The sequence below is a fragment of the Sphaerisporangium sp. B11E5 genome (assembly GCF_039871875.1).
Classification (GTDB): Bacteria; Actinomycetota; Actinomycetes; order Streptosporangiales; family Streptosporangiaceae; genus Sphaerisporangium.
The window spans coordinates 87430-98987 of sequence record NZ_JBDPMD010000033.1; the positions used below are offsets into that span (position 1 = coordinate 87430).

General features: G+C 73.3%; 10 protein-coding genes and 1 pseudogene. All 11 read left to right on the forward strand.

All coding sequences use genetic code 11. The features are described from left to right. The first annotated feature begins 41 nt into the window (after positions 1-41). On the forward strand, positions 42-1631 hold the full coding sequence (murD, locus tag ABGB17_RS26195) for a UDP-N-acetylmuramoyl-L-alanine--D-glutamate ligase (RefSeq protein WP_347634079.1): 1590 nt from the start codon (positions 42-44) through the stop codon (positions 1629-1631). Next, entirely contained in the window at positions 1628-2992 is a 1365-nt protein-coding gene (ftsW, locus tag ABGB17_RS26200; protein ID WP_347634081.1) for a putative lipid II flippase FtsW, read from the forward strand. Before murD ends, ftsW begins: the two co-directional genes overlap by 4 nt. Further along, complete coding sequence (gene murG, locus ABGB17_RS26205; RefSeq protein WP_347634083.1) at positions 2989-4077, forward strand: undecaprenyldiphospho-muramoylpentapeptide beta-N-acetylglucosaminyltransferase; 1089 nt, start codon at positions 2989-2991, stop codon at positions 4075-4077. The genes ftsW and murG overlap by 4 nt, the downstream gene beginning before the upstream one ends. Beyond that, entirely contained in the window at positions 4074-5483 is a 1410-nt protein-coding gene (murC, locus tag ABGB17_RS26210) for a UDP-N-acetylmuramate--L-alanine ligase (protein WP_347634085.1), read from the forward strand. The genes murG and murC overlap by 4 nt, the downstream gene beginning before the upstream one ends. Then, complete coding sequence (locus ABGB17_RS26215) at positions 5480-6148, forward strand: FtsQ-type POTRA domain-containing protein (protein WP_347634087.1); 669 nt, start codon at positions 5480-5482, stop codon at positions 6146-6148. Before murC ends, ABGB17_RS26215 begins: the two co-directional genes overlap by 4 nt. Positions 6149-6398: 250 nt before the next feature. After that, entirely contained in the window at positions 6399-7841 is a 1443-nt protein-coding gene (ftsZ, locus tag ABGB17_RS26220) for a cell division protein FtsZ (RefSeq protein ID WP_347634089.1), read from the forward strand. Positions 7842-8173: 332 nt separating this feature from the next. Further along, positions 8174-8875: a YggS family pyridoxal phosphate-dependent enzyme gene (locus tag ABGB17_RS26225; RefSeq protein WP_347634091.1), complete on the forward strand. Its 702-nt coding sequence runs from the start codon at positions 8174-8176 to the stop codon at positions 8873-8875. Between the two features lie 106 nt (positions 8876-8981). Beyond that, complete coding sequence (locus tag ABGB17_RS26230) at positions 8982-9488, forward strand: cell division protein SepF (protein WP_347634093.1); 507 nt, start codon at positions 8982-8984, stop codon at positions 9486-9488. A gap of 82 nt (positions 9489-9570) precedes the next feature. Next, positions 9571-9858 (forward strand): YggT family protein, encoded by a 288-nt coding sequence (locus ABGB17_RS26235; RefSeq protein ID WP_347634106.1) that lies wholly within the window; start codon positions 9571-9573, stop codon positions 9856-9858. Between the two features lie 49 nt (positions 9859-9907). Next, a complete protein-coding gene (locus tag ABGB17_RS26240) occupies positions 9908-10780 on the forward strand; it encodes a DivIVA domain-containing protein (protein WP_347634095.1) in 873 nt (290 codons plus the stop codon). Between the two features lie 45 nt (positions 10781-10825). Then, positions 10826-11558: pseudogene (locus tag ABGB17_RS26245) on the forward strand (hypothetical protein); the annotation flags it as partial.

Consider the following 11558-nt stretch of genomic DNA (forward strand, 5'->3'; position numbering starts at 1 on the left):
GAGGGGCCGACGGCGGTCCGCTCCCGAGGACGGCCGGGGCCATGGCTCCCGCGGGCGGGGGCCATGGCACCGCGGTCCCGGACGGGGGCGCGGCCGTCGCGCCGGTCACCACGGCGGAGGCCGCGGCGCGGGCGGGGACGGTCTGCGTGGCGGGGCTCGGGGTGTCCGGGGCGGCCGCGGCGCGGGCGCTGCTGCGGGACGGGTACCGGGTCGCGGTGGTGGAGACCGGGGACGGGCCGCGGCAGCGGGCCGCCGCGGCCGATCTGGAGGCCGCCGGGGTGGAGGTGCGGTTCGGCGGCGGATTGCCGCCGGGGACCGGGCTGGTGGTCACCTCGCCCGGGTGGCGGCCGGACAGCCCGCTGCTCGCCGAGGCGGCGGGCAAGGGCATCGAGGTGATCGGCGAGGTCGAGCTGGCCTGGCGCCGCAGGCCGCCCGGGGCCGCGCCGTGGCTCGCGCTGACCGGCACCAACGGCAAGACCACGGCGGTGCGCATGCTCACCGCCATGCTCACCGCGGCCGGGTGCGACGCCGTGGCCGTCGGCAACGTCGGCACCCCCGTCGTCGAGGCCGTCGAGGAGCGGCACGACGTGCTCGCCGTGGAGCTGTCCAGCTTCCAGCTCCACTGGTCGTCCACCCTGGCCCCGCGCGCCGCCGCCGTCCTCAACGTCGCCGACGACCACCTGGACTGGCACGGCTCCATGGAGGAGTACGCCCGCGCCAAGGGCCGCGTCTTCGAACATGCCGACGTGATCGTGTACAACGCCGACGACGACCGCTCCTCCCGCCTGGCCGCTCCGTACCTGATGATCCCCCACGTACCGCCCGCTGCCGCCGTCGGGCCCGCTACCGCGGCCCGCCCGGCGCCACCCGCCCCACCCGGCGCCGCCTCCGCCGAGGCGGCGACGCCTGCCGGAGGGGCTCTGCCGGGTGAGGGTGTGCGGGTGGTGGGGTTCACGCTCGGGGTGCCCGGGCCGGGGATGCTCGGGGTGGTGGAGGATCTGCTGGTGGACCGGGCGTTCACCGACGACCCGGTGACGCGGGCCGAGGAGCTGGGGACGCTGGCGGACGTGCGGCCGTTCGCGCCGCACAACGTGGCGAACGCCTTGGCGGCGGCGGCGCTGGCCCGGGCGTACGGCGTGCCGGCGGAGGCGGTGCGGCGGGGGCTGCTGGAGTACGTGCCCGACCCTCATCGCATCGCGCTGGTCGCGCGGGTCGGGGAGGTCGACTACGTGGACGACTCCAAGGCGACCAACCCGCATGCGGCGGCCGCCTCGCTGGCGTCCTACACCTCGGTCGTGTGGGTGGCCGGGGGGCTGCTCAAGGGGGCCGAGGTGGACGATCTGGTGCGCCACGCGGCCGGGCGGCTGCGCGGGGCCGTGCTCATCGGGACCGACCGGGAGCGAATCCGCCAGGCTCTGGCGCGACACGCGGCGAATGTTCCGGTGGTGGAGGTGCCGGAGCAAGACACTGGGGTCATGGACCGCGTCGTCGCCGAGGCCGCGAAACTCGCCTCACCGGGGGACACCGTGCTGCTCGCCCCGGCGGGCGCCTCCATGGACATGTTCGCCGACTACGGCGCCCGCGGCGACGCCTTCGCCGCCGCCGTGGCCCGCCTGGCCGGACCGCGATGACCTCGGGCACGGTGGGCGGCGCCAGGACGGCGGGCCCGGGGGGTGAGGCGTCCCCTGGCGGCCCGGTGGACGGCGGCGGGGACTCCCGCTGGCGCAGGGAACGGCTCGCGGGGCTCGGTGAGCTGCTGAACCGGCCGCTCACCTCGTACTACCTGATCCTGGCGTGCAGCGGGCTGCTGCTCGCGCTCGGCCTCATGATGGTGTTGTCGGCGTCGAGCATCGAGGCGTTGCAGAAGACCGGTAGCCCGTTCTCCTGGTTCATCAAGCAGTCGTTCTCGGTGGCGATCGGGTTGCCCGTCATGTGGGTGTGTTCGCGGCTGCCGCAGCGGTTCTTCAGGTTCGCCGGGTACCCGCTGATGGTGCTCGCCATCCTCGGGCTCATTCTGGTGATCTTCATCGGGGAGACCGAGCTCGGCGCGCAGCGGTGGATCTACATCGGCGGGCTCACGATCCAGCCGTCCGAGCCCGCCAAGCTCGGGCTGGTGATCTGGGGGGCCGACCTGCTGTCCCGCCGGGCCAAGGGCGGGCGCATCGAGTGGCGGCAGCTTCTCATCCCCCTGATGCCGGGCACGGCGTTGCTGGCCGTGCTGGTCATGCTGGGCAGCGACCTGGGTACCACGCTCGTGCTCATGCTGATCTTCCTGGCCTTGCTGTGGGTGGTCGGCGCGCCGCTGCGGCTGTTCGGCGGCATCCTCGCCGTGGCGTCCCTCGCCACCGTCATCATGATCAGCGTGGAGGGGTACCGGTCGGCCCGCATCCAGGGCTGGCTCGACGTGTGGGGCAACGCGCAGGGGTCGGGCTACCAGGCCGCGCAGGGGCAGATCGCGATGGGCTCGGGCGGGTGGTTCGGGCTCGGGCTCGGCAGCAGCCGGCAGAAGTGGAGCTGGGTGCCGCACGCCGAGAGCGACTTCATCTTCTCCATCATCGGCGAGGAGCTCGGCCTGATGGGCACCCTGCTCGTCGTGGCGCTGTTCGGGCTGCTCGGGTACGCGGGCCTGCGGGTCGCCACCCGGGTGAAGGACCCGTTCGTGCGGCTCACCTCCTCGGCCGCCGTGGCGTGGATCTGCGGGCAGGCCATCGTGAACATCGGCGCGGTCATCGGCGCGTTGCCCATCACCGGCATCCCGCTGCCGCTGGTGTCGTACGGTGGTTCGGCGCTGTTGCCCACGCTGGCGGCGCTCGGCATGTTGTTGTCGTTCGCCAAGCGTGAGCCCGGCGCGGCGGAGGCGCTCGCCGCTCGGGGACCCGGGCCCGCGGCGCGGGCTCTAAGCTGGCTTGGCCTGGGTCGCCCGGCGGGGGGCTTCCGCCGTCCGCGGCTCCGGCCCGACAACGAGGCACGTGGAGTGAAAGGACCGACATGAGGGTGGTCCTCGCAGGCGGCGGTACGGCCGGCCATATCGAACCCGCTCTGGCGCTCGCGGACGCGCTGCGCAGGATGGACCCGGGCATCGGGATCACCTGCCTCGGCACCGAGCGCGGGCTGGAGACGAGGCTGGTGCCCGCGCGGGGGTACGAACTGGCGCTCGTCCCGGCGGTCCCCCTGCCGAGAGCGATCACGCCGCAGTTGCTCACCGTCCCCGGCCGGCTGGCCGGGGCGATCAACGCGGCGGCCGGCGTCATGGACCGCGTCCAGGCGGACGTCCTGGTCGGGTTCGGCGGCTACGTCGCCACGCCCGGCTACCTCGCCGCCCGGCGGCGCGGTGTGCCGATCGTGGTGCACGAGGCCAACCCCCGTCCCGGCCTCGCCAACCGTCTCGGGGCCCGGCTCACCGACCACGTGTACACCGGCCACCCCGAGACTCCTCTGCCGCGCGCGAAGTACGTCGGCATCCCGCTGCGCCAGGAGATCGTCGCCCTGGACCGGCTGTCCACCGGCGACAAGGCCAGGTCCTACTTCGGGCTGGAGAACGACCGGCCCACGCTGCTCGTCTTCGGCGGCTCGCAGGGCGCCAGGACCATCAACGAGGCCGCCCTGGCCGCCGCCCCCGCACTGCGCCAGGCCGGCGTGCAGGTGATCCACGTGATCGGCCCGAAGAACGCCATCGAGGTGGAGCCGCCGCCGGGCGACCCGCAGTACGTCGTGCTGCCCTACGTCGACCGCATGGACCTGGCGTACGCCGCGGCCGACTTCGTGTTGTGCCGCAGCGGCGCCATGACCTGCGCCGAGCTGACCGCCGTCGGGCTGCCCGCGGCGTACGTCCCGTTGCCGCACGGCAACGGCGAGCAGCGGCTGAACGCCGCGCCGATCGTGCAGGCCGGGGGAGGCATGATGGTGGACAACGCCGACCTCACGCCCGAGTGGATCATGCGCTCGGTGCTGCCGGTGCTGCGCGACCCCGAGCGGGTCGTCGCGATGTCCGAGGCCGCGTCGCGCATCGGCCGCAAGGACGCCGACACGGTGCTGGCCCACGAGGTCATGGGCGTCGTCGCCGGAGGCCGCCGATGAGCTTGGTGAAACTGGTGGCGCCGGTGGCGGCCCGTGATCTCGGGCGGGTGCACTTCATCGGCATCGGCGGTGCGGGCATGTCGGGCATCGCCCGCATCCTGGTCAAGCGCGGGGTGGCGGTGTCCGGCAGCGACGCCCGATCGTCCCACATGGTCACCGAGCTGCGCGAGCTCGGCGCCACCGTGTACGTCGGCCACGCGGCCTCCCACATCAAGAACGTCGACACCGTCGTGGTGTCCACCGCCATCCGCGACTCCAACCCCGAGCTCGGCGAGGCGCTGCGCCAGGGGCTGCGGGTCATCCCGCGCGCGGCGGCGCTGGCCGCGCTGATGGTGGGCCGCACCGGCATCGCGGTGGCGGGCACGCACGGCAAGACCACCACCACCTCGATGCTCACCGTGGCCCTGCAGAAGTGCGGGCGCGACCCGTCGTACTGCGTGGGCGGCCAGCTCGTCACCACGGGCCTCGGCGCCGACGAGGGCGCGGGTGAGGTGTTCGTGGCGGAGGCCGACGAGAGCGACGGGTCGTTCCTCATGCTGGCGCCGCGCATCGCGGTGGTGACCAACGTCGAGGCCGACCATCTGGACAACTACGGCGACCCCCAGGCCGTGCACGACAGCTTCGCCCGGTTCGTGGAGCGGATCACGTCGGTGCTGGTGGTGTGCGCCGACGACCCCGGCGCGATGGCGCTGGTCGCGCTCGCCCGGGCCCGCGGCCTGCGGGTGCGCACCTACGGCCGGGCCGAGGGGGCCGACCTGCGGGTCACCGGCATCGCGCCCGACGGGTTCGGGGTGAAGTTCACCGTCGAGGGCCACGGGGACGTCCGCCTGGCCGTGCCGGGGCGGCACAACGCGCTGAACGCCACGGCCGCGCTCGCGGTGGCCATCGAGCTCGGGGTGCCGTTCGACGAGTTCCGCGACGGGCTCGCGGAGTTCACCGGCGCCAAGCGGCGGTTCGAGTCCAAGGGCGAGGCCGCGGGGGTGGCGGTGTTCGACAGCTACGCCCACCACCCCACCGAGCTCGCCGCCGACCTGCGGGCCGCGCGCGACGTCGTGGCCACGTTCTCCGGGCCCGCGGGGCGGGTCATCGCGGTCTTCCAGCCCCACCTGTACTCCCGCACGCGGTTCTTCGCCGACGATTTCGGCGCCGCGCTCGGGCTCGCCGACGAGGCCATCGTGCTGGACGTCTACGGTGCCCGCGAGGACCCCGAGCCGGGGGTCTCGGGCGCGCTGGTGGCGGGCAAGGTGCGGCTGCCGTCCGACCAGGTGGTCTACGTGCCCGACCGCACCGCGGTGCCCGCCCTGGTGGCGGCGCGGGCCCGGCCGGGCGACGTGGTGCTCACCATGGGCGCGGGCGACGTGACCGAGCTCGGCCCGCACATCATCGCCGAGCTCGCCGCGCGGTGAGCACCCCCTGGCGCACCGGCCTGGCCGTCCTGCTGTTCTGCGCGGTGGTGGCGGCCGCGGCGTGGCTCGTGTTCTTCTCGCCGGTGCTCGGCGTGCGCCAGGTCGCGGTGTCCGGCAACCACAACCTGTCCGCCGAGGCGGTGCGTCAGGCCGCGGCGGTGCCGCCCCGCCAGCCGCTCGCGGCCGTGGACGTCGAGGGGGTGCGGCAGCGCGTCGCGGCGCTGCGCCAGGTGGAGGCGGCGGCCGTCGAGCGGGTCTGGCCGAGCACGTTGCGCATCAAGGTCGACGAGCGGGAGCCGCTGGCCGCGGTGCCGGTGCCCGGCGGGGCGGCCGTGGTGGACCGCCACGCGGTGGTGATCGAGACCAGGGAGGCCACCCCTGTGGGGCTGCCCGTGCTGCGGGTCGGCAGGTTCGGCGCCGACGACCCCGCCACCATGGCGGCGCTGGCCGTGGTGCGCGGCCTGCCCTGGGAGCTGTCGCGCCGCGTGCAGGAAGTGCGCGCCACGACGGGGCGTGATGTTTCCCTCCGGCTGGCCGACGGCCGTACGATCATGTGGGGCGACGCCGGGCGCACCCGTGACAAGGCGCGTGTCGCGCTCGCGCTGCTGCAACGCCCCGGTGACGCCTATGACGTGAGCACACCGGACGTCGTGACGGTGAAGTGACGTGTCCCGCCACCCCGCGCGGGGCCGCCTGCTCACCGGATCACCTGGCCACTCAGGAGCGAAAGGGACACGCCGGACGTGCTTGCGGCGCGGTGAGTTGACCCTGGGGGAGGGGCAACCCTACTGTCCGTATCATTCCTCAGGTTGACATAACTCTAAATCTCAACTTGAGGGTGAGAGTTAAACAATAAGGCCCGGCGTCTTTCGGGCTTCACGTAATGCAAGTAAACGAGCGGAAAGGCCCCTCGTCGTGGCAGCACCGCAGAACTACCTCGCGGTCATCAAGGTCGTCGGCATCGGCGGCGGCGGAGTGAACGCCGTGAACCGGATGATCGAGGAGGGACTCAAGGGCGTCGAGTTCATCGCCATCAACACCGACGCCCAGGCGCTGCTGATGAGTGACGCCGACGTCAAACTGGACGTGGGTCGCGAGCTCACCCGGGGCCTCGGGGCGGGGGCCAACCCTGAGGTCGGCCGCAAGGCCGCCGAGGACCACCGCGAGGAGATCGAAGAGGTCATCAAGGGCGCCGACATGGTGTTCGTGACCGCGGGCGAGGGCGGCGGCACCGGCACGGGCGGCGCGCCCGTCGTCGCCAACATCGCGCGTTCGCTCGGCGCGCTGACCATAGGTGTGGTGACCCGGCCGTTCAGCTTCGAGGGGCGGCGCCGGGCCATGCAGGCCGAGGCCGGCATCGAGACGCTGCGCGACGAGGTCGACACCCTGATCGTCATCCCGAACGACCGGCTGCTGTCCATCTCCGACCGCCAGGTGAGCGTGCTCGACGCGTTCAAGGCGGCCGACCAGGTGCTGCTGTCCGGTGTGCAGGGCATCACCGACCTCATCACCACGCCCGGCCTGATCAACCTGGACTTCGCCGACGTGAAGTCCGTCATGTCCGGCGCCGGGTCGGCGCTGATGGGCATCGGGCACGCCCGCGGGGACGACCGGTCGGTCGCCGCCGCCGAGATGGCGGTGTCCAGCCCGCTGCTCGAGGCCAGCATCGACGGCGCGCACGGCGTGCTGCTGTCCATCGCCGGCGGCTCCGACCTCGGCCTGTTCGAGATCAACGAGGCGGCGCAGCTGGTGTCCAACGCCGCCGCCTCCGACGCCAACATCATCTTCGGCACGGTCATCGACGACGCCCTCGGCGACGAGGTGCGCGTCACCGTGATCGCCGCGGGCTTCGACGAGCCCGCCGCCGAGCCGTCGGCGCCGCAGCCGCTGTCCCGGCCGCAGCCCGCCGCCCGCCCGTCCTCCCCGGCGGGGTCCGGCGGCACGGCCCCGGGCGGCACGGCGCCGTCCGCGCCCGCGGCGCCGCAGCCCCGCCCGTCCTCGTTCGCCGCCCCGCGGCCCGAGCCCGCGCGCACGGAGACCCGGCCGGAGCCGCCGCGCGCCGAGCCTCCCCGCCCGGCCCCCGTCCGCCCGTTCCCGTCGGCGGCCCCGGCCCAGCAGTCCGCCACGCCCGCGCCGCCGGCCCAGCCCGCCCCGGCGCCCGCCGCCGACCCGGCCCCGGTGCGCGAGGCCCCCGCGGCCCGCGACACCGACGACGACCAGGCGCCGCTGACCATCCCGCGGCCCACCCCCGAGCCGCCCACGCCCATCAACTCCCGCGTCACCGACCCCAACCGGCGCCGCCAGGTGGTGTTCGAAGATCAGGAAGAGGAACTGGACGTCCCCGACTTCCTGAAGTGACCCCGGCTTCCTGAGCCGACCCATGGAGGAGTCCCCGGCACAGGGGGCTCCTCTTCTGCATGACGGACCGTTCCCGTGCCGTGCCTGCTGGTGCGTGACGGAATGTTCCCGTGTCGTGCCGCTTGTGTGTGACGGACTGTTCCCTGGCCGTGCCCGCCTGTGCGTGACGGGCCGCTCCGGGCCGGGTGCTCATGCGCGGCCGCCCCGAGGGCCGGGCCAGTCCGGCGCGGCGGGTGACCCCGTGGCGGGAGGGCGCGTGGGCGTCCCGTTACGCTGGGGCCCGCTATGGGCGTTCTCGACATCACGAAGTGGGCGGGCCCCACGTGACCAATGTGAGCACCGGGCGACGCGAGGAGATCGCGGCGGGCCTGGCACGGGTGGAGCGGCGGATCGCCGAGGCGTGCGCCGCCGCCGGGCGGGCGCGTGACGAGGTGACGCTGATCGCGGTGAGCAAGACGTACCCGGCCTCCGACGTGCGTCTTCTCAGCGGGCTCGGGGTGCGCGACATCGGGGAGAACCGCGACCAGGAGGCCGCGGCCAAGGCGGGGGAGTGCGCGGACCTGCCGGTGCGGTGGCACTTCATCGGGCAGCTCCAGACCAACAAGGTCCGCTCGGTGGTGTCCTACGCCGACGTGATCCACTCGGTGGACCGCCCGAGGCTCGCCGCCGCGCTCGGCCGGGCGGCCGTCGCGGCCGGGCGGCGGGTCACGTGCCTGGTCCAGGTGGCCCTGGACGACGACCCCGGCCGCGGCGGCGTGACGCCGGAGGCCGTGCCCGCGCTGGCGGACGCCGTCGCGGGGGAGGAGGGCCTTGAGCTCGGCGGCGTCATGGCGGTGGCACCCCTCGGCGCCGACCCCGCCCCGGCCTTCGCCCGGCTGCGCGAGGTGGCGGAGGCCCTGCGCGGGGCGCACCCCGGGGCGGTGATGATTTCAGCGGGAATGAGCGGGGATCTGGCGGAAGCGGTGGCACACGGCGCGACACATGTGCGCGTCGGTACGGCGTTGCTCGGCCGCCGGACGCCCTTCGTCAGGTAATGTCCCCCCGAGTGGACCTTGATGTCCATGTATCCGAGCAGAGGTCGACAGCGGTGCCTTAGGTTGCCTTGGGTGCGGCGACCATGAGCAGGAGGACGACGGAGCGATGGCCGGCGCGATGCGCAAGATGGCGGTCTACCTCGGTCTCGTGGAGGACGACCGCTACCCGGACTACGTCGGCTACGCCGACGACGAGGATTACCCCGACGACTACTCCGACCGCCGCCGCGACGAGCGCGGCCCCGGCGCGCCGCAGGACGGCCCGGAGGAGGTCGAGAGCCCGGTGCCCGCCCCCCGGTCAGGGGCGGCCGTCGTCGAGCGCCGTACGACGGATCTGGCGAGGATCACGACGCTTCACCCGCGTACGTACAACGAGGCTCGGACGATCGGGGAGCACTTCCGCGAAGGCACTCCTGTCATCATGAATCTGACAGAGATGGTCGACAGCGACGCGAAGCGGCTGGTTGATTTCGCGGCAGGTCTGGTCTTTGGCCTACATGGCAGCATTGAACGTGTTACCAACAAGGTGTTCCTGTTGTCCCCAGCCAATGTCGAGGTGACCGCCGAGGACAAGGCCCGAATCGCGGAACGCGGGTTCTTCAACCAGAGCTAGAGTTCCATCATGAACAGTGAACGGCCACACCTGGCCCGTCCGGACCGAGGCAGGTACGTCGGTGGGGAGGCGGGGCGCGACCGTGGGGATCATTAGTGACATCCTCGTCGGGTTCCTGGCGATCTACCTCGTGCTGCTGATCGGCAGAATGATCTTTGAGACGGTGCAGGCGTTCGCGCGCTCCTGGCGCCCCACCGGGGCTGTCCTGGTGCTCGCGGAGGCCACGTACACGGCGACCGATCCACCTCTCAAGTTCCTCCGCCGTTTCATTCCGCCCCTCCGGTTGGGTACGGTGGCCTTTGACCTAAGCTTCACAGTGCTGTTCATTGTGGTCTTGGTCATGATCAACATTGTGTCCGCGCTTCGTTAGATCGGGTACCGTCCTCCGGACAGACTCCGAGCGCGCCAAGGAGACCGAAATGCCGCTGACGCCCGCTGATGTGCGGAACAAGCAATTCAGTACCACCCGGCTGCGGCCGGGGTACGACGAGGAAGAGGTCGACGCCTTCCTCGACGAGGTGGAGGCCGAGCTCGACCGCCTCATCCAGGAGAACGAGGAGCTGCGTGCCAAGCTGACGGAGTGCCTGCGCGGCAAGGTTCCCGGTGGCATGGGCATGGCGATGGCACCCGCGCCGGTCGCCGAGCCCAAGCCCGAGATGATGATGCCGCAGCCGGAGCCCATGAAGCCGCAGGAGCCGATCAGGCCCGAGCCGGTGCCGGTCGGGATGGGGATGCCTCCCGCCGAGGACAACATGGACACCGCCGCCCGTGTGCTCGCGCTCGCCCAGCAGACCGCCGACCAGGCCATCGCCGACGCGCGCCGCGAGGCCGACGAGACGGTCACCCGGGCCCGCCGCGAGGCCGACGAGATCCTCGGCAAGGCCCGCCGCCAGGCCGAGCAGATCATCGGCGACGCGCGCGGCCGCGCCGAGACGCTGGAGCGCGACGCCCAGGAGCGGCACCGCCAGGCGATGGGCTCCCTCGTGCAGACCCGTGACGAGCTGGAGCGCAAGGTCGACGAGCTGCGCAGCTTCGAGCGTGAGTACCGCAGCAGGCTGAAGCTGTACCTGGAGAACCAGCTCGCCGAGCTGAACGTCGCGGCCGAGGGCAGCGGCGGGTTCCCCGTGGTCGGCGGCCAGATGGGCGGCGCACCCGCCATGTCCCACGCCGGCGCCCCCGGTGGCCCGCAGCAGATCCCGGGCGGGCAGAACAACCCGTTCGGCGCTCCCGAGCCCGCGCCGCACTCCGGTGCGTTCCAGGGTGTCGACGGGCCGCACAACGACCGGCGTTAAGGTAAAGGTCAAGGGTTTCCGCCAACCCGTGACTGGGAGTTTTCCGTGATCTACCTCAGCGCCATTCTGGTCGTCCTCGCCTTCGGCCTCCTGGTCGCGGGCGTGGTGACCGGAACAGCGGTCCTGGTCATGTGGTCGATCGTGGTCAGCGTGCTGTCCGCGGTCTTCCTGATGATCGGGGCGCTGCTGCGACGCCACCAGCTGTTCCCCTCCGGCGGCACGAAGGCGGCCATGGTGCCGCCGCCGATGCCTCCGGTCGGTGCCGGCGTCGGCGGTGGCGCGATGGCCAGGCCCGGCGCCATGGCCGCCGCGGCCGCTCCCGCTCGCGGTGCATCCCCCACCCTGACCCGGCCCGTGCACCCGCCCGCGGCGGCCCACCCCGCCACGGCGCGCCCCACGGCCGCGCAGGGCCCGAGTCGGGCGTTCACCGCGCCCGGCGGGCCACGTCCGCCCGCCGGAGCCCGGCCGTCCCCGGACACCATCGTGCTGGTCATCCCCGGCCGCAGGCGTTTCCACCTGCCCGGGTGCCGCCAGCTCGCCGGGCGTGAGCACGAGGAGCTCACCTACGAGGAGGCACGCGAGGAAGGCTTCTCGGCCTGCACCACCTGCCTCCCCACGACGACCGCGGCCGACCCCGCGGCCCGCCCCCCTCTCTCCGGCTCCGCCGCCCGCCTCACCCCCGAGCAGCCGGCCCGCCCCTCGCACGACCCCGCCACCCGCGCCGAGCCGTCCCCCCGCCCGCTCGCCCCGGCGTTCCCCCCCGGCCCCCCCACCCCCC